Annotated in this window: 13 protein-coding genes and 1 pseudogene; 8 read left to right on the top strand and 6 right to left on the bottom strand. The window is 34.3% G+C overall.

Features of this window, described 5'->3' with window-relative positions; genetic code table 11:
- Window positions 1-557: 557 nt before the first annotated feature.
- Window positions 558-3,128, top strand: a complete 2,571-nt coding sequence (locus F6K15_RS29485; protein ID WP_293068075.1) for a COR domain-containing protein — start codon at window positions 558-560, stop codon at window positions 3,126-3,128.
- A gap of 299 nt (window positions 3,129-3,427) precedes the next feature.
- Here the strand turns inward: F6K15_RS29485 and F6K15_RS29480 are convergent.
- The 5 genes and pseudogenes from F6K15_RS29480 to F6K15_RS29460 form a co-directional block, all read right to left on the bottom strand.
- Window positions 3,428-4,363, bottom strand: a pseudogene (locus F6K15_RS29480) (Rpn family recombination-promoting nuclease/putative transposase).
- 64 nt (window positions 4,364-4,427) lie between these two features.
- A complete protein-coding gene (locus tag F6K15_RS29475; protein ID WP_293068073.1) occupies window positions 4,428-4,685 on the bottom strand; it encodes a hypothetical protein in 258 nt (85 codons plus the stop codon).
- A gap of 189 nt (window positions 4,686-4,874) precedes the next feature.
- On the bottom strand, window positions 4,875-6,935 hold the full coding sequence (locus tag F6K15_RS29470) for a heavy metal translocating P-type ATPase (protein ID WP_293068070.1): 2,061 nt from the start codon (window positions 6,933-6,935) through the stop codon (window positions 4,875-4,877).
- A 990-nt stretch (window positions 6,936-7,925) separates the two neighbouring features.
- Entirely contained in the window at window positions 7,926-8,357 is a 432-nt protein-coding gene (locus F6K15_RS29465) for an NUDIX domain-containing protein (RefSeq protein WP_293068068.1), read from the bottom strand.
- An 820-nt stretch (window positions 8,358-9,177) separates the two neighbouring features.
- Complete coding sequence (locus tag F6K15_RS29460; protein ID WP_293068065.1) at window positions 9,178-9,873, bottom strand: ureidoglycolate lyase; 696 nt, start codon at window positions 9,871-9,873, stop codon at window positions 9,178-9,180.
- 134 nt (window positions 9,874-10,007) lie between these two features.
- Between F6K15_RS29460 and F6K15_RS29455 the strand changes: the two genes are divergently transcribed.
- The 7 genes from F6K15_RS29455 to F6K15_RS29425 all read left to right on the top strand — a co-directional run bounded on the left by F6K15_RS29455 (window position 10,008) and on the right by F6K15_RS29425 (window position 18,835).
- Complete coding sequence (locus tag F6K15_RS29455) at window positions 10,008-10,181, top strand: hypothetical protein (RefSeq protein ID WP_293068062.1); 174 nt, start codon at window positions 10,008-10,010, stop codon at window positions 10,179-10,181.
- A gap of 436 nt (window positions 10,182-10,617) precedes the next feature.
- On the top strand, window positions 10,618-12,165 hold the full coding sequence (locus tag F6K15_RS29450; RefSeq protein ID WP_293068060.1) for a tetratricopeptide repeat protein: 1,548 nt from the start codon (window positions 10,618-10,620) through the stop codon (window positions 12,163-12,165).
- A 429-nt stretch (window positions 12,166-12,594) separates the two neighbouring features.
- A complete protein-coding gene (locus F6K15_RS29445) occupies window positions 12,595-13,533 on the top strand; it encodes a glycosyltransferase family 2 protein (protein WP_293068057.1) in 939 nt (312 codons plus the stop codon).
- Between the two features lie 15 nt (window positions 13,534-13,548).
- The gene (locus tag F6K15_RS29440; RefSeq protein ID WP_293068054.1) at window positions 13,549-15,891 is read left to right on the top strand and encodes a glycosyltransferase; all 2,343 of its coding nucleotides are present in this window, start codon (window positions 13,549-13,551) and stop codon (window positions 15,889-15,891) included.
- Window positions 15,892-16,142: 251 nt separating this feature from the next.
- The gene (locus tag F6K15_RS29435) at window positions 16,143-16,925 is read left to right on the top strand and encodes a Stf0 family sulfotransferase (RefSeq protein ID WP_293068052.1); all 783 of its coding nucleotides are present in this window, start codon (window positions 16,143-16,145) and stop codon (window positions 16,923-16,925) included.
- Window positions 16,926-17,163: 238 nt separating this feature from the next.
- On the top strand, window positions 17,164-17,988 hold the full coding sequence (locus tag F6K15_RS29430; RefSeq protein ID WP_293068050.1) for a sulfotransferase: 825 nt from the start codon (window positions 17,164-17,166) through the stop codon (window positions 17,986-17,988).
- A gap of 13 nt (window positions 17,989-18,001) precedes the next feature.
- Entirely contained in the window at window positions 18,002-18,835 is an 834-nt protein-coding gene (locus F6K15_RS29425) for a methyltransferase domain-containing protein (protein ID WP_293068048.1), read from the top strand.
- 333 nt (window positions 18,836-19,168) lie between these two features.
- On the opposite strand, the gene F6K15_RS29420 is transcribed toward F6K15_RS29425, so the two are convergent.
- Window positions 19,169-20,229, bottom strand: a 1,061-nt coding sequence (locus tag F6K15_RS29420; RefSeq protein WP_293068045.1) for a VCBS repeat-containing protein, incomplete at its 5' end; no start/stop codon positions are given.

Genomic DNA, 20,229 nt, shown 5'->3' with positions numbered 1-20,229 from the left:
GAAACCAGACACTCAGAACTATAACGTTTTAGTTTTTCCATCTAACCAGCAGGTTGCCCCTAGAAATCAGAAACTCAAAACTACAACGTTTTAGTTTTTCCATCTAACCAGCAGGTTGCCCCTAGAAATCAGAAACTCAAAACTACAACGTCTTAGTTTTTCCATCTAACCAGCAGGTTGCCCCTAGAAATCAGAAACTCAAAACTACAACGTCTTAGTTTTTCCATCTAACCAGCAGGTTGCCTCTAGAAATCAGAAACTCAAAACTACAACGTTTTAGTTTTTCCATCTCGTCAGCAGGTTGCCTCTAGAAACCAGGCACTAAAAACTATAACGTCTTAGTTTTTCCATCTAAGAACTATTATATGATTTTTACTAAAGAAATATTCTAGCACGTTGCTGAAATACTGAGAAAATTTTTGAGGCAAAACATTGGGTTGTTGTGTATAAGCATTTTTTGTAGATTGGGTTGAAGTAAGAAGGTTCTGATGGTTATGGAAAATCAATGTTTGTATTTGTAGGTATTACAATGATTGTAAAAATTATTTTATTGAGCTATGATTTTTCGTAAAACAAATCGGCAGAATCAGATACCACGACGTTTAAAAAAAAGAATACAAGCAGCTAAAGATAAAAAACTTAAGGAATTAGACTTAAATGGCTATTTTAGCGAAGATGATGAAAAATTAACTGAAATTCCTTATGAAGTTTGGGAATTAGACAATATAGAAGTATTAAGTTTAAGAAATAATGAATTAACAAGCATCCCAGCATCAATCTCTAAACTCACCAATTTAACTGGGCTTTATTTAAGAAATAATGAATTAACAAGCATCCCAGCATCAATCTCTAAACTCACCAATTTAACTGGGCTTTATCTAAGTTTTAATCAATTAACAATCATCCCGGAATCAATCTCTAAGCTCACCAATTTAACTGGGCTTTATTTAAGAAATAATGAATTAACAAGCATCCCAGCATCAATCTCTAAACTCACCAATTTAACTTGGCTTGATTTAAGTGATAATCAATTAAAAAGCATCCCGGAATCAATCTCTAAACTCACCAATTTAACTTGGCTTGATTTAAGTGATAATCAATTAAAAAGTATCCCGGAATCAATCTCTAAACTCACCAATTTAACTTGGCTTGATTTAAGTGGTAATCCCCTAGAAAATCCACCAATAGAAATTGCTGAAGAAGGGATAGGAGCAATTAGAGAGTATATCCGACAAAAAGAAGAAGAAGGAACAGATTATCTTTATGAAGCAAAGTTACTAATTATTGGAGAAGGTAGCGCTGGTAAAACGACTCTAGCTAATAAAATTCAAAACCTAGAATATCAACTCCGAGATGAAGATTCGACAAAAGGAATTGAAGTTCATAAGTGGAATTTTCAGACAACAAATCAGCATGACTTTCAGATGAATATTTGGAATTTTGGCGGACAAGAAATTTATCATGCTACTCACCAATTTTTTCTGACCAAACGCTCCCTATATATTCTTGTGGCAGATACTCGTAAAGAAGATACAGACTTTTATTATTGGCTGAATGTAGTCGAATTGTTGAGTGATAATAGCCCTTTATTAATTATCAAAAATGAGAAACAGGAACGTAAACGGGAAATTAATCAAAGAGCATTGCAAGGTCAATTTTCTAATATCAAAGAAATATTAGCCACCAATCTTGCTACTAACCGAGGATTAGAAGAAATTAGAACAGACATCCAACATTACATCAGTAATTTACCTCATATTGGCAATGCCCTTCCGAAGACTTGGAAAAAAGTCCGTGAAGTATTAGAAACAGATTCTCGGAACTATATTAGTCTAGAAGAATATTTATCAATTTGTGAAGAGAATGGCTTTAAGAAACAAAAGGATAAATTACAATTAAGTGGCTACTTACATGATTTAGGAGTTTGTCTTCATTTCCAGGATGACCCCTTGTTAAATAAAACAGTTATTCTCAAACCAGAATGGGGAACAGCAGCAGTTTATAAAGCTCTAGATAATCCGCAAGTTTATGATAATTTTGGCAAATTTACCAAAGATGATTTAACAAATATCTGGCATGAAGATAAATATGCCAATATGCACGACGAATTACTGCAATTAATGATTAAATTTAAACTTTGCTATAAAATTCCTGGTACTTCTCAAACCTATATTGCCCCTCAACTACTAACAGAAGCTCAACCAGAATATGACTGGGATGAAAATAATAATCTGATTTTACGTTACACTTACGAATTTATGCCAAAGGGAATAATTACTCAGTTTATTGTGGCGATGAACGAGGATATTGAAGAGCAAAAATATGTTTGGAAAAGCGGAGTTATTCTCAATAAAAATCAAACCAGGGCAGAAGTAATTGAATATTACGGCAAGAGAGAAATAAAAATTAGAATTTCTGGGCAACAAAAACGGGATTTAATTACTATTGCGACTCACGAATTAGATAAAATTCATGGTTCCTATAATAATCGACTCAAATATAATAAATTAATTCCATGTAATTGTGCGACTTGTAAAAATAGTCAGAATCCTCACTTCTACAAATTTGATAAATTAAACGAATGGAAAAGTAATGGCAGACAAAAAACTAACTGCGATAATTATCCTTATTATGAAGTTGATATCCGAAGTTTAATTGATGATGTAATAGACAGAGACTTGAGTAGAGAATTTTTACTTTTACAAGCTAGTCGTCCAAATGATATTTATATAATTGATAGTAAAGATTTTGTTATAGACAGTAATAATATTGTTGGGAATAAAACCATGACTCAAAAAATTGTTAATGACCAAAGTCGTAAAATTGAAAATCAAGGTGGAAATATTACGGGGAATGTATTGGGTGATGAGAGTCATATTCAAGGTAAAGTAACAGCAAATTCTCCAGAACCAGAAATAGAAAAACCCAAGAAATTTGGATTCCTAGATTCCTTGACTTGGATGCAGAATGGACAAATTATTTACTACTTAGGTTCTGCTATTCTTGGAGTTATTTTGCTGATTATTTATCCTAAGTTATTTCCATCTGGGTTTCCTAAATTGGTAGAAAAAATTCAAGATATATTTCCAGTTCCACAAGTAGAAAAAGAATTGGATAAAAATCAGTAATATTCTGACTTTTGAATTTTGACTTCCATAGATTATCAAAATAACATGGGTCTAAAACCCCGCCTTTTAAGGCGCAATATTTTTGGAGCGTTGCTCTAATCCCCTACTTCCCCTCCTGGGAGGGGGAGGGGCGAGGGGTGGGTTAACTTCTGACTTCTGACTTCGTTAATGGTGTGGGGGCGGGTTTATCTAATTGGTTAATACTCATTAATTTAACGTGGAACCCGCCCCTACGATTGCAATATTTTAGGTGTATCACACCACTACAAATCTGACTTTTAACTTTTAACTTTTAACTTTTAACTTCTGTGAGTATCTAACCAATTTTCCACATCTTCAATAGTTGTCATATCAAAAATTTCCTCCCCTAAAATATCTAATTTTGCCAAAGATAACTGTTTGATTTTACTCTTAATTTCTGGTGAAACTTCTCCCAAGAATCGCCTAATTTGACGCAATATTTGTTTAACTGCTTGCTCAAATTTTCCTTCTTCTCGACCTTCTTCTCGACCTTCTTCTCTAGCCTCCTGTTTCGCTAAACTAATCTCACCTTTCCTATCTCCAATAAATACTTCTTGTCTATGTAACTCCTCTAATTCCTCATTACTTAGGTTAGCTCGGTTAGCAATATTTAAAGCAGTTTTGATTTCGGGTACTTCTCCAAGATAACTGGGAATTACTTCTAAGTGAGGAGTAGATTTAAGGAAATAAATCCATTTATCACTGAGGGTTTCTAATGCTGATAATTCTTTGTTGAATTTGGGTAATTATAAAAATATTAGTCTTAACTCATCTCGATAATTAAATAAATCTGTTTCCTCCTTAAACCTAAATTTATTAATCATTTTATTTGTATTTTTGAATAGCACAAAATCTGTAACATTTAAAGCAATAAAAGGCTTTAATATTCTATATTTTTCACCAGTCTCTAACTGATTACCATAAGCTTTTGCTAGGTTATAAATTACTCTTTTTTCAAATGCTTCAACATTCAATACTTACATCTCAATTATGACTGTGGAACCATTATCTAATACTGCTCTAACATCTAGATAAGTATCTTTGAGAGTTAGGTTATTACCTAGATTATAGGGTTCTATTATTTCGAGAGATTGTATAGTATTATGATTTTCATAAACTATAGCATTGAGAAAACTAATTAATATTTGTTGACTGCGGTCTGAACCGAAGATTTTTTTAAAGGCAAAGTCGGTTTTTGGACTGATAAATCTCATAATTAGTCTCATAATTAGGGAGTAAGAGAGTAGTTTTTGAACGAAATGAATTAGATTTTTAAGGTTATAAAAGAGGCAAAAACTCCTGATTTGCTAGAGGTTTACTCACTAAACCCCTATAGTATTGAATTTTACCAAGACTACCAGATTTAATATCATTCAATTCTACCGTAATATTAGGACTAATATCATGTTCAGTTAAATACTTACACTTTGGAGAAAGTAAGGCAGAGTGCAGAAAGAAGAAGGCAGAAGGAATAGAGCAAAGTTTGAAGTTAAAAGGTTTTTTATAACTAATCATCCGAACACGATATAAGTTCAAAACTGGTAAATTCTGTTTGCAAAGCATTTACGCAGGAAAAACTTAGTCAAAAATTACTTCTAACTTATAACTTCTGACTTTATATAAATATGGTTTGTTACGACGGGTTGTTAAATGCTTTTAATATCCCAGATTCTAGCCATCTAAAACGCCCTAAAAATCAAAAGTTGGATTTTTAATTTTTTACTTTTAACTTCTCTTACTTTTAACTTTTAACTTTTGACTTTTGGCTTTTGAATTTTTAACTTTTCTTACTTTTAATTTTTGACTTTTGACTTTTGAATTTTTAACTTCTGACTTCTGACTTCTGATTTCTGACTTCATAAACGCTCGACTAGAATTAAAAATAGCAATTAACGCCACACCCACATCTGCAAATACCGCTTCCCAAATATTTGCCAACCCTGCTATTCCCAACAAAATAAACAACCCCTTTACTCCTATCGCAAAACCAATATTTTGCCAAACAATGCGACGCGTTTTCCTGCCAATTTGTATTGCTTCGGCAACCTTAGAAGGAGCGTCGCTCATAATTACAACATCTGCAGTTTCAATTGCGGCATCTGACCCCATACTTCCCATGGCCATACCAACATCAGCACGGGCAATAACCGGAGCATCATTAATTCCATCACCAACAAAAGCAACTTTCCCATTATTTTTATGTAGTAATTTTTCAATGGCAGTAACTTTATCTTCTGGTAATAATTCAGCTTCATAACTATCTAAACCTAAATTTTTTGCCACTCGTTGAGCAACAGTTTGATTATCTCCAGTTAACATTACAGTTTTTTCTACACCCAAACTTTTCAAAGATTTAATTGCCCGAGCAGCATCTAATTTAATTTGGTCAGATATTACGATATAACCAACATATTTACTATCAATTGCCAAATGAACTGCGGTATCTCCAATATCACAAATATCATGTTGAATATCTTCTAAATGTAGGAGACGATCGGCTCCCGCAATAACTGTTTTATTACCAACTTTTGCCTTAATTCCACACCCGGCAATTTCTTCATATTCTGACACATCAGAATAATCAATTTTCCGAGAATTATATTTAGAAACTGCTTGAGCAATAGGATGATTTGATAAAGATTCAACCTTAGCTGCTACTGCGATTAAATCTGGTTTAGTCAAGCCATTTTTTGTCACAATATCTGTCACCTGAAGTTTACCTTCTGTCAAAGTTCCAGTTTTATCAAAAACCACAGTTTTAATCGCAGCTAAATCATCTAAAAAAGTAGAACCTTTGACTAATATTCCTCGTTTTGCCGCTCCACCAACTCCACCAAAATAACCCAAAGGAATGCTAATTACTAATCCACAAGGACAGGAAACTACTAATACAATTAAAGCTCTATTTATCCAATCTGCATAAGTAGCCCCGGAGATAAATAGAGGAGGCAAAAGAGCGATCGCTAAAGAAATAAAGACAACTACTGGAGTATAGTACCTGGCAAAAGTTGTCATAAATCTTTCAGTTTTAGATTTATTAGTTTTGGCAGTTTCAACTAACTCTAAAATCCTGGAAATTGAAGATTCAGAAAATGGCTTAGTAACATAAATAGTTAATACTCCAGTTTGGTTAACCATCCCTGCTAATATTGTTTGCCCAACTGTAAAATTTCTAGGTATTGATTCTCCAGTCAAAGCAGAAGTATCAACTTGAGAACTTCCAGAAATAATTTCACCATCTAAGGGGATTTTTTCTCCTGGTTTAACAACTATCTCACTACCAACTTCTACTATTTCAGGAGAGACTTTTTGTAGAGAATTATCAATTTTTAAATTTGCATAATCTGGACGAATTTCTAATAATGACTTGATCGAACTGCGGGAACGTTTGACAGAATATTCTTGGAATGTTTCGCCAATTTGATAAAACAACATAACTGCCACTGCTTCCGGCAACTTATTAATAGCGATCGCTGCCAATGTAGCTACAGTCATTAAAAAATTTTCATCAAATATTCTACCTTTCAAAATATTTTTTCCAGCAGTAGTAAGTACAGTCCAACCACTATATATATAGATAGGAATAAAAACTATATATTTTCCTATGCCATAGATATTATTTTGTAATTGTTGATAGAAAATCAAACCTAAAATATAGATAATAATGACGGGAAGTAGGGGTAAAATTTCCTGTTTTAAACTAGACCCTTGAATAGGTAGGTTAATATCAGTATGGTTTTCTTCATGGTGACAGCTACAACAATGAGAATGATTATGATTGATCATTTTTATTATGCTCCTCAAGCAAGACAATTTTTTATTGTAAATATTATAATCAATTCAATTCAAAATAAACCTATATATTATACCCTCTTGATAAATATTTGTTACAAATGCTAGAAATGATCAAGAAGGAAAAGGGAAGAAGGAAGAAGAAGAAAATTTTGAAAAAAAGGAAAAAACAATGGAGATAAATATCTAAAATGAATTAGACCAGCTATTTTTAACCATACCTGCTCGATATCTACCTTTTTGTAGCATTCTTTTTTAAAATTGGTATTATTTCTATTTGAAATACTCAACTAAAATTAATAGAAAAAATTTATAGAAAATAGGAAATAATAGTGAATAATCAAAAAAGGATAAACAATATTGGTAGTAGTGCACAAATAGCGATCTTCCCAAAAATAAACATAGTTTATCTGCACCTAAATAAAATTATTTACCTACTCCAATTCTATATAATAGACATCTCCTCCAAAAGAGGGAACAGGGAACACCAGAGCTGGGAACAGGGAGGAATAATTGATAATTTATAGGTAAGAATTGATTTTATTTTTGATTTTTACCAGATGTCTAATAGACTTTTTGCAGAAGCAGGCAATAACTCTGGAAAGCAACAGCGGTGCGACCCCGCGACGACGACAGCTCCCTTGCGGAATGCTGACTCCTGTGAGGGAAGGGACACCAAGAGAGGCAACAGGGAAGAAAATTTATAAAAAAAAGCATAAACAATGCTCTACCTTTGTAATTTCTACCAGATGTCTAATGTTTACAATATCAAGAACTTAGTCTTACAAAATGTGTAATTAATTTTGTGTACCTACTTAAATACTATTTCAATATAATTCAAATATATCATGTCTATTGGTATCATTTATGTAAACCCAAGGGCGAATATCTACAAGAAATTTAAGTTTTTTTCTTGCTCAATAGTCCTCCTTCCTCTTCCCTCTTCCTTCTTCCTTCTTCCTTCTTTACTTCTTCCTTTCAAATTTATACCAAACCTGCTGCTTGTAATGCTGCCCAAACTCTATTTGAACACATCTGTGGTGTTAGAGTCGCGATCGCCAACCACTGAATACCCAGAGGTCCGACTTCTGGGTCATCACTACTAAGATTAGTTGGTTTAGGTTCCACCTTACACTGATAGATAATATTTAAAGCATGAAGCATCTTCCCTTCTCCTTGAGGAAAAAATTTCTCTGCTATTGTTAGCAGTCGCTCTACTTGAAAATCAGTAATTCCTGTTTCTTCTCTAATTTCCCGTGATAGTCCCTCCATCAGGGTCTCTTGTGGTTGGAGTCCCCCTCCTGGTAAGTCCCAACAATTAGGTTCTGGGTCTGTCATTTGATGCAGCAACAAAACTTGATTGTCTGCGACGAATAACCCCAATACTGCTACTCTCAATCTTACTTCTGTTTGCATTTATTCTAATTAATATCAACTCAACCTCTTTCAGATATTAAGTTGAAGTATAGTTATTTGGACAATATGTAATCTTAAAGACTTTCACAAAAAAGTTTTCAGACATTCTAACTATTAATAAATTTATTACTAAGTAGTTATACTTTAATTAATCTCATTTATCTATATTAAAAACAATAGTTCTACTCTTTTCTCTGATACTCAAAGTTCATCAGAACTGCTCAACAACATTTGAGGCCAGATGTAACCTCTGAAAAAAATATGGCAAAGAATCCTCATAGCTGAATATATAAGATTTAATTCTCTACATCAATACTCAAACATATAACTTTTTTTTATGATTTATATTTTTATAGCCTTTATCGAGTTATATTTTAGATGTTTGTAGAAAAATTTTAGCGATCTGTTTCTCAAAAAAATGATTTATGTTAGGATTAGTATATGATATTAATTACCAATAAAAATTGGGAATGTATATCAGGATGCATTTTTTTCAGATACAGGCTATAGATGGTTGATTGTATCGGATTAACCCAACTGATAGTTCCAGGTTTCACCCTATTGAAATGCTAAATTAGGGGATGCCATTATCTACAATTAAATCAATCATAAGAATATTAGAGAGAAAAAAAATTACAGCTAGGGGGTGTCCATAATGATTGACTTTGATGGGTTTTACATTTTACTAACAGCTACTGTTTACTTGGGACTAATTTACTTAGTATTGAGCTGGATTCCAAATAGAATTAAGAAACTTGGCTAGAGTTAGAGGGTTATGAAATAGGGGATCGAGGTAAAAACTTTATTCTAATAAATATTATTATTGGAGCGATATCCTATTAACCCTACCCTTTCCAAAACGCCATTTTTTTAAGGGTACAGAAAGAAACAAACCAAACTCTTGAGCAATATTACAACTAACTCTGGCATGAACCTTACCTTGACAATCATAAAAGCTAGCTTCTGGAGTTAGTGGAAAAATTCCTTCGTGCCAAATATTAGGATGTATATATAGTCCCTGAGTACCATCAAAATAAAAAGCTTTAAAATCTTCTGGTTTCACATCATCACCAGCTAAAGCTAAAGGTACAACAAATGGGGAACTATTCAGAGGAAAAAATAATTGCCCACTGTCTGGATGATAATTTATATGCCATAACAAAACACAAGAACGATCTAATTTTTCCTGGGGAATTTTTTGAGCTTCCCCAGGATTTTTTGACCAACCAAATAAATATCGATCGTTCACTGCTTGATTTCTACCATACAAAAAATCTCCTTCCCACCACACATCAAAATTGCCTGTGATAGTACCACCTTGATTACCTGTATCTATATCTATCGGACGCCAACCTTGAGCAGGCCAAGTAACAATTTCAATGGGAAAATTGCGATAATCATCTACCAGTTGTCCATAACCTTTGAGTGACTCAGGTGTAGCGATAACAATTGGCAGTTCGTACCAAGGCAGTTCGGGGGGTACATCAGGAGAAAGATAATCAATTGGTTGCATCATTGGTTATTGTAGGGAATAGGGAATAGGAAACAGGGAACAGGGAATAGCAAACTGTAAAGGTTTTAGGATTGAAAAATGTCCTAAGCAATTCTTGTAGTGCTATATCAAAAAGTTTCTTTGACAGCGAATACTTTATGAATACTATAGTTATGAAATATAGCAGAAGGAAGAAGAAAGAAGGAAGAAGGAAGAAGGAAGAAAGAAAAGTATTATGTTGTCTGAGTTTTAAACTTTTGAACTTTCCTAACCCTTGCTTCGACTGCTATAATTTTACTTTCAGGGTGAATGTGAGACTATTCGTCAATTGAAAGAAAATAATTTGAAATAGATATCTCCAGAAAACAAACTTGCTCTTTGTTTTGAGATAACCAACAGAAGCAATAGTCACTTACAAAATCATTTTTCATATTAGTTGTTCATGGGTTGTTCGAGAGGAAGTAGTGAAAGGGGTATTGATAATTCATATCTTGATTACGGTTCGCCCAAATATCTTATATCATGTCCGGTTGAACAGTTATAAATAAACGACGAAGGAGTCAGGAGTCAGTCCTCAGGAGTCAGGAGTCAGAAGGGAAGAAAGGAGAAGAGAAGGAAAAAGTTTTTTTATCACTAATTATCCGGATATGATATTAATTCATGGTTTGATTAACTAACCCCTAATAATTAACTCTATCTAACTACTATTCGATCGTTCCACCTATGACAAAATATTATTGAGGTAGATATATTAAACAAGACTATATAATGCAGGAAAATTCAACAAACTTTGTCTCGCCCGCACAACAAAAAACAAAAAATGTTGAGCAGGGAAAAATTTATTTCAGCTTAGGTAAAGTTTTAGCAAAAAAGGGAGAATGGAAAGAGGCGATCGCTGCTTATCGTCAAGCAATTGACAGAGAACAAAATTTTGCGGATGCTTACCACTTTTTAGGTGATGCTTTGGTAGAAACTGGAGGTAAAACAGAAGCAATAAATGTTTATCACAAAGCAGTTGAAATTAATCCAGAATTGTGGGAAGTACATCACAAGTTAGGAAATTTGTTACAAGAAAAAGAGGAGTTAGAAGAAGCTGTTTTTGCTTATCATAAATCTCTAGAATTAAAGTCAGATTTTTGTTGGTCTTATCATAACTTGGGAGATGTTTTAGTTAAGCTAGAGAGGTGGGAAGAAGCAGTTAATGCTTATCGTCGAGCAATGGAATTAAATCCTGATTTTCCTTGGGCTTATTATAATTTAGGGGATGTATTAGTGAAGTTGGGGAATTGGCGAGAAGCTATTGCTGCTTATCGTCAAGCAGTGGTGAGAAACCCTCAAGCTCCCTGGTATCTCTACCAGTTGGGGGAAATATTGCGCCAGCACAGTCAATTTGAGGAAGCTGTGGACTATTTGCGTCAGGCCATTGAACTAAAAACAGATGCGCCTGAGTTTTATCAAAGTTTAGGAGCAGCATTGGTGAAGCTGGATCGATGGTCAGAAGCAGAGGAGTATCTTAACCAATTAATTCAGTTTCCTCCTGACTCTCTCCCTACTTTCGGTGGAATTTTTCTTCAGTTAGGAAAAATATTAGTTACACAAGGAAATTGGAACTCAGCAATTGTAGCTTACTCTCATGCAGTCGAGTTTAACCAAAGCTACAATTTATCTTACCATAATTTAGGGAATGTTCTGCAAGAAAAAGGATTTTTAGATCATGCACTTATAGTTTATCAAAAAGCAGTTGAGTTTGCTGACTCGCCAGTAACTCTAAATAATTTGAATGGGAAAATTGAGCAGTTAGAAAATCAATTTAAGAGGATAGATAATTTATTTTTGCAGTTATCTCCTTCTCAATTTACTTCTGAAGAAATAACTATTTATGCTGAATTTACCTTAACTCCAAATAATGGTTTTTATAGTCAAGAATACGACCGAAATGGAATTCCATTTCGTTGGACAATGGCGGGAAAACCTTTTGGGTTTGAGATTTTTTACAACCACACTTGCGCCAAAGAAATTCAACTCAGGTTGGTCAATCAATCTATAAATAATTTAACAATTTATTGTGCGATTGATCGTAATGTAATTCAACTACAAAAAGAACTGAGCGAGGATGAAAATTATGCTATTTTTACAGGGATTTTATCAGCACGTCAAGCTCAAGGTCAAACTAGAATAGATTTAATTGCTATACATGAAAATGAACAGTTGCATCTAACTAATAATATATTGACTTTGAACAGACAAAAAGATAGAATCATTAGCGTACCTTTCTCTAGGTTAAGTTTGAAAAATTTAATTCCTGTAGTTTCTTGATTTTAGACTTTGCCTTGAAAAAAGCGGTCAGCGGTCAGCGGTCAGCAGTCAGCAAGATTGTTTTTTGACATTTAGAAGGTGATTTCAAACCCTCCTAAATGATCCTGCGCAATAGTTGCAGTGGATTTTAACTCAGAGCTATAAAAACTGATAGTTGAATGCTAAAAACTGATAGATAGTTAAGTTTTGAAATGTGGTCTCTTGAAGAAGGAAAAATATAAACTAATTATTGTTTTATACCACTTTGAAAAAAGAATGCTACAAACAAGGTGCATCTCGATAAAAGATGCTTAAAAAGAGTAGATTCAATTCATTTAAAACAGTTATATCTATCATCTTTACCATTTTTGTTTCATATTTACTCCTTCTTCCTTCTTCCTTCTTCCTTCTTCCTTATCTAACAAACATTTATCAAATTGGTATTATATTATGCCGAGAATTGCTGCAACAATTTGCACTTATAATCGCTATGATTATTTAGCAAAAGCTATTGAAAGTGTGAGAAATCAAACTTTGACTCAAGAGCAATATAAGATTCTGATTATTGATAACTCTCCAGACTATGAATATGCTCAGAAAGTGCAGCAAGAATATCACCAACCACCATTTTTAATTTACCATATTGAAAAAATTGCCGGGTTGTCTAATGCGCGAAATGTGGCTGCTCAATTATGCGAAACAGAATTTATCGCCTATCTAGATGATGACGCGATCGCTTCTTCCCAGTGGTTAGAAAAAATAGTAGCAGGTTTCAACAGCTTTGGCACTAATGCAGCAGCTTTAGGAGGTAGAGTAGATCCAATTTGGGAGACCGAGCGCCCTACTTGGTTGCATGATGAGTTACTTAGTTATGTTTCAGTGGTCAACTGGGGTGGAGAAATACGGGTTGCCAAACCTGATGAATGGTTTGCCGGAGCAAATATTTCTTTCCGGACTCAAGACATTCTAGAAAATGGTGGCTTTGATGTTTCTCTAGGGCGCACTGGCAGCGGAACATCCCTAATGAGCAACGAAGAAATTCATCTTCTGAATAAAATAAAAAGTCAAGGAAAACTCACCATTTATGCTCCAGAAGCTAAAGTTGACCATTTAGTTGAAAAAAAGCGATTAAATCATGCTTGGTTTCGCAAACGAGTTGTTTGGCAAGCAGTTTCAGACTATCAAATGAACCCAGAAAAGGCAATTGAGGAAGCTCAGTCTGGATGGAGTTTTTTGTTAGAATATTTCTTTGGACTACCGCCGAAAGAACGAAGTATTCGAGGGTTATTCTACGATACCGACGATCCGAAACAGTTTCGAGAGCAACTTTGGGTACTGTCTACATTTACAGCAATGCTCTTATCTGGGTTTGATGGTGTGGAGAAATAGGGTAGGAGGGCAAGCATGATCGATATTAAGTCAAATTCAAGTCTCAAGGAAACAGATATTTTAGTTTTATCCCCCACGCCAACATATCCTATTAACCAGGGGAATAGAAAACGAATTTATTCAGTTTGTCAAGAGTTACAAAACCGGGGCGCGAGAATTCATTTTTTGCATTATCCTCAAGACATTGTCGCCCATATTCCCAGTCAGTGGTACAAGGAAATGACAAATCAGTGGTATTCTTTTCACTCCGTACCTACCACTCGCCCCGTGCAAGCTCCAGCAATAGGGGAAGACCATTTAATAGATGAATGGTGGGATCGAGGGTTAGAAGATTATTTGAAATGGCTATTTCAACACAACTATTATGATGCTTTTATTGTTAACTACACTTATTTAAGTAAAGCATTTGAGTTTGCGCCTAGTTATGTTTGTTGTATTCTAGACACTCACGATCGCTTTACTGGACGTAGAGAGTTATTAGAAAGTCAAGGTATCTCCCCTGAATTTTTCCACACAACCGCAGACCAAGAAACTATTGCCTTGGAGCGAGCAAATTTAGTTTGGGCAATAAAAGAACAGGAAGCCGTATTTTTCCGAGAAATAGCGAAAACTCCTGTTTGTACGATGCTCCATATTGAACTTAAAAATTTGATTCAGCGATTTCCCAAACCGGAGGATAAGGATTATTTAGTTATTGGTATGATTGGGGTAGGTAATAGTATCAATACAACCAATGCTAGAGCTTTTATTGAACAAGTTCGTCCCCTGTTTGTCAAATATTTAGCACCAATTAAAATTAAATTTGCCGGGAGTTTATGTGAAAATTTACAAGACTTAGAAGATGTTGCAGGGATTGAATTAATGGGTAGAGTAGAAACTGTAGATGAATTCTATCAAGCTGTGGATGTGGCGATCGTGCCCATGAGTTTTAGTACAGGGTTAAAAATAAAAGCAGTGGAAGCATTGGCAACAGGTTTACCAATTATTGCCCACCGTCACGCTTTTGAAGGTATTCCTTCTACTCATCCTTACCATAACTGCGAGAGTTTAGTTGAAATAGGAGAAAAATGTTTAGAACTAGCATTTGAACCCAGTCAACTTTCCCTATTAACTGAAGCAACAAAAACTGCATACACTCAAATGCAAAGTCAGGTTGAGGATGCAATTCACTTAACTACTGATTACATCTTAAAAAGCAAAACCTTTATTATCATTATTATCAATCATCAATTCTTTGCTGAAAAATCACCAGAATATGACCATACTCTGCAAACAATTAACTATCTGAAAAATCTTGCCCATCTTATCTATTATGTAGATACTCCTCTTGACCAAAAAAAGGCAAAGCGACTACATTGGTACGATCGCGAAGGTAAAGTAATTTTATCTCCCAATGCAGCACAAGCATCAGTATTAAAAGACGAACAATTTATTGATTATAGTTCGCTTTTAGGAATTTCTTGTGCAATTTGGAGTTTGGAGGAACTATGTACTCAGCGACAAATTATTGCTTTGTGGTTAATGGAAATTCCCGCAGAATTTCAGAGTGGGATACCAGACTCAATAGAGAATATTCCCATCTACACTCTAACTGATGTGCTACGAAGCTATGCTCAACCTGGAACAGATGGCCAACTAATAAAATGTCTGAAGGACTGCCAAAACCTCACATTGGTTAATAGTAGTTTATCTGCCACATATTTAGAGTCATCTTGGATGCAAAATGCTAAAATCGCAATTGTTCCTTATTGGAAACAACAACCTTGGGAAGTGAAAGAACGTTGGGCAAATACACCCGATGATCATAAACGAGTAATAATTCTAGCAGTTCCTCAATCCCTGGAGTTAGCCCAAATAGTTTGGGGTTTATGCTGTAAGCTATTTCCAGAAAGTTTAAAACCTATGGTGTTTTTGGCCAAGGATGAACAACTGGATCAGACAAATAGAAGTTCAGCATCTTGGCAACAAGATAGTCAGTTTCTCCAGAATATTGTTTCTGTATCTGACTTGTATCACAATATCATTGCTTGGGATCGAACTCCTTGGTTTGTTGTTGACTTGAGTTGCGAACATCTAGCATTTGCCATCTATCGAGAAACCATACTCAGAATTGGGGTTCTACGGATCGTACCACAGAAAAGATTATCATCTTTGGTTCAGGAAGACGACCTCAAACCAGCATCTGGAATAGAATTGGTGAAGGTATTAGGAAGGTTGGCAAGCGATCGGGAATATTTGGCACAGATGCAGGATAAAACTTGTCAGAATGCAGAGATAATATATGCTAATGATGCAGGATGGTCTAGAATTTGGCGGGAAATTAGTCAGATTATATCATGTTCGGTTGAATACTTATAAATAACTGTTGTGAGGAGTCAGTCCTCAGGAGTCAGTCCTCAGGAGGGAAGAAAGGAGGAATACATAGAAAATATTGGAGAAAAGTATTGATAATTTTAGTATTTCTTTGGTACTGTCGGTACCCGGACTCCTTAAATTTTATTATAACTGACCCGTCCGAACATGATATTAAGAGAATAAAATAACTTTTGTATAACTTACGATCGGGTTTGAAGTGAATCTAAAATTAGTTTAGTGATCGAAACTTAATCATGGATAAAAAAACTTATGTAATCTGCACAACTGCACGTTCAGGAAGCAATCTACTTTGTGATTTGTTGATGTCTTCAAAGATGATGGGCAGTCCGAAAGAAATTTTGAATGTAGATTCAATGCTACGTCCATTTTGTGAGAAAAATGGTTTATTTGAGGATAATTATCGAGTTTCAATGAATACTTACTTAGAGCTTGTTATAGAGCAATTTTCTTCAAAGAATAATGTTTTTGGGATGAAAGTTTTGTTCGATCAACTACAACCTTTTCTAAAGTTAAAGGCAGTTAAGCAGCTTTTAGAACAGAGTAAGTTTATTTGGTTAGTGCGTAGAGATATTGTAGCACAGGCAGTCTCAATGTATATTGCTAAAGTAACTAATGAATGGACTTCGATGAACGAGAAACAGAATCAAGAAAAAGAGATAAAAAATCGTCGGGATAATGTTCAGTACAATCGAGAAAAAATTAATTTTTTCATGGAATACTTGACACAACAAAATTTAAAATTACTGGATTTTTTTGCGATTAACCAGATAGATTATTTACAAGTTTATTATGAAGATATATTGGTAAACCCAAATCATATATGTCAAGATATTTGTAAATTTTGTGATGTACAAGTAGAACATGAATTTTCGATAGATAGTGTAAGCTTCAGAAAGCAAGGAAATGAACTTAACGAAAGGTTAGTTAAAACTTTTCGAGAAGAGTCTTTATTAAATCTAAGTATGCAGTCACAGCAAAGAGAGATTAATGTAAGAAAAATTATCATAGTTGGATAAATAAAATACTAAATTTAAGTAATCAGGATATTAAATTCATCAGTCAATTAACTAACTGTTTAAAATTGAAGAATTAAGGTCTATTTTTCATAGATAAATCTATATATTTTGTTAAATTATCAAATTGCCAAGTAATAAAAAATCTAAACTATATAACTAGGAAAGTTAGTTAAAAAACTATAATCTGCACTACTTATATATAATAAATAGCAATATAAAGAAAAACTAAAAAAAGACAATGAACAAAATCTTAGTTATTTTCTCAGTTCCGAGGACAGGCTCTAATTTTTTATGTAATATCATTAACTCATTTAGAGAATTTGAATGTTTTGGTGAAGTTTATCATAATAAAAAAGTATTTGCTCCTGATAAGAGAAAGCTAGAACTAATAACCTATTTAACTCAAGTAAAAGGAGTCAAAAAAATCAGTATAGAAAAACATAATGATGAAGATTTAGAGTTGGTAAAATATGCACACCAATATCCAGATTTATTTTTAGAAAGTATGCAGCAAACTTCCCAAAAGAAATATCTTGGTTTTAAAATATTCCAGTATCATTTAAGTGTAGAAAATATACAAAAATTTTTTATAGACAATAGAAATGTTATTAAATTAGTATTAAAAAGAAACCTTTTAGATGTATATGCATCTGGTCGGATTTTAAATGAAAATATGAAAAAGATAGGAGGTAATGCTGCTCATCATTTAGATACCAGTACAGATAAAGTAATATTTGAGGAGAAGCATTTCAGTAACTGGTTAAGAAGAACCATAAAATATTATTCTATGTTTGAATATATTTATCATCAATTCCCAAAAGAGTATTTATTCATAAAATATGAAGATATTCATCGGTATAAGAATAATCAAGACAAGGCTTTATACTTAATTAACAGTCTGAATGATATGGGTTTCAAGATAGATGATAAACAAGATTTAGATAACCTCTCTTTTCTGAAAAAACAAGATTCTAGAGCTTTTGTATTAGAAAAATTTAAAAACCCAGAAGCCGTAAAGGAGTTTTTATTCCAGAATGACCTAAAAAATCTTTTGAATAACTAATGAGGTATTATTTATGTTTTTAAGCGCAGATAGAATAGAGTTTTTCCAAAAAGAGTTTAATATAGCTAGATATCAGTTTCAAGCACTTAAAAAATTACATAATTTAAGTGATGGTTTGGTAAATAAAACTGTTTTAGAAATTGGTGGCAGCAATCTGCCGAGAGAATTGATACTTAATGATTTGGAGTGCAAAAAATGGGTCTCAGTTGATGTTATTCCTGAATCTCACTATGCTTTGAAAAAACAGACCAAGCATTATCAACAGGAAAAGGTCTACTCTTTGAAACAAGCAGAAAAATTCATCTGTTCGGAATCTTATATTATTTTTAATGGTTTTGCAGAGAATATACCAAATGTATTTGATAACTATTTTGATGTTGTTTTTTCTGTAGCTAGCTTTGAGCATATTGGAAGACTTCAACTTGTTGTACAAAAGATTTTTGAGTCTCTAAAGATGGGTGGACTTTTGTATAGTCGCTTTGGTCCTATATTTTCTTGTTGTACTGGTCATCATATCAACTTTCAGGGATTTAATGAAAATATTCCTGAATTTGCCCATCTGCTGATGCGCCCATTCAATTTACTGAAACATCTTAGGAATTTTTACGATCTTGAGACTGCTTCGGATATCATATACCGAATTTATTTTAGTGAAAGGATAAACAGACTATTCTACGAAGATTATGAAGCTTGCATGGCTTTGTCTAGTTTTAATGACTTTAAATGTACACCTTTTGGTATACAAGCTGTCCCTATGAACACTTTAGCAAAATTGTCTGAGGTATGTCCCTGGAGTTCAAGATTTGATGCCTATGGTATGGAAATTGTTGCTTATAAAACCCATTAGTTAAATAGACTATAATAGATCGCCCCAATCAAACTTCCTAGTATGAAACTAGAAACTTTCTGTTGGTGTTATATCATGTCCGGATAATTAGTGATAAAAAAACTTTCTCCTTCTTCATTCTTTCTACCTTCCTGTCTCCTGTCTCCTGTCTCCTGACTCCTTCGTCGTTTATTTATAACTGTTCAACCGGACATGATATTATATCATGTTCGGTTGAATAATTACACTTTGGGTGAATTAAGGTAGAAGCCAGAGGGCAGAAGGCAGAAGGGAAAGAAAGGTTCAAGGCCAGAAGTTTTTTTTGTAACTGATTATCCGAACATGATATTACAACTAAACTAAATTAAAATCATCAGTGATAACTTCCCAGTTACTGTGACTATTCCCTGGATAGGCAATAGAATCACGAGTACCGTCATTGTCCATTAACCAGATAGCGTTTTTGCCCTCAGTGCTATTGCGCCAGAGGATATCTGGTATTTGATCTTGGTTGAAGTCTGTGACTTCTTCTATTGCCCAGTTACTGTCAGGGTTCTTGCCCGGATAAGCAATAGAACTACGAGTACCGCCAGAGTTCATCAACCAGAGTTCGTTCTTGTTTTCATTGGTGTTCCGCCAGAGGATATCTGGTACTTGATCTTTATTGAAGTCTGTAACTTCTTCTATTGTCCAGTCACTGTCACGGTTGTTGCCTGGATACGCAATAGAACTGCGAGTACCGTCATTGTCCATTAACCAGATCCAGTTTTTACCCTCAGTGCTATTGCGCCAGAGGATATCTGGTACTTGATCTTGGTTGAAGTCTGTGACAACTTCAATTGCCCAGTTACTGTCAGGGTTCTTGCCCGGATAAGCAATAGAACTACGAGTACCGCCAGAGTTCATCAACCAGAGTTCGTTCTTGTTTTCGTTGGTGTTTCGCCAGAGGATATCTGGTACTTGATCTTGGTTGAAGTCTGTGACTTCTTCTATTGTCCAGTCACTGTCACGGTTGTTGCCTGGATAAGCAATAGAACTGCGAGTACCGTCATTGTCCATTAACCAGATTTGGTTTTTACCTGAACCACTATTGCGCCATAGAATATCTGGTATTTGATCTTGGTTGAAGTCTGTGACAACTTCAATTGCCCAGTTACTGTCAGGGTTCTTGCCCGGATAAGCAATAGAACTACGAGTACCGCCAGAGTTCATCAACCAGAGTTCGTTCTTGTTTTCGTTGGTGTTTCGCCAGAGGATATCTGGTACTTGATCTTGGTTGAAGTCTGTGACTTCTTCTATTGTCCAGTCACTGTCACGGTTGTTGCCTGGATAAGCAATAGAACTGCGAGTACCGTCATTGTCCATTAACCAGATTTGGTTTTTACCTGAACCACTATTGCGCCATAGAATATCTG

The sequence above is a fragment of the Okeania sp. SIO2B3 genome (genome assembly GCF_010672525.1).
Taxonomy (GTDB): Bacteria; Cyanobacteriota; Cyanobacteriia; order Cyanobacteriales; family Microcoleaceae; genus Okeania.
This window is presented reverse-complemented; position numbering and strand designations above follow the sequence as displayed.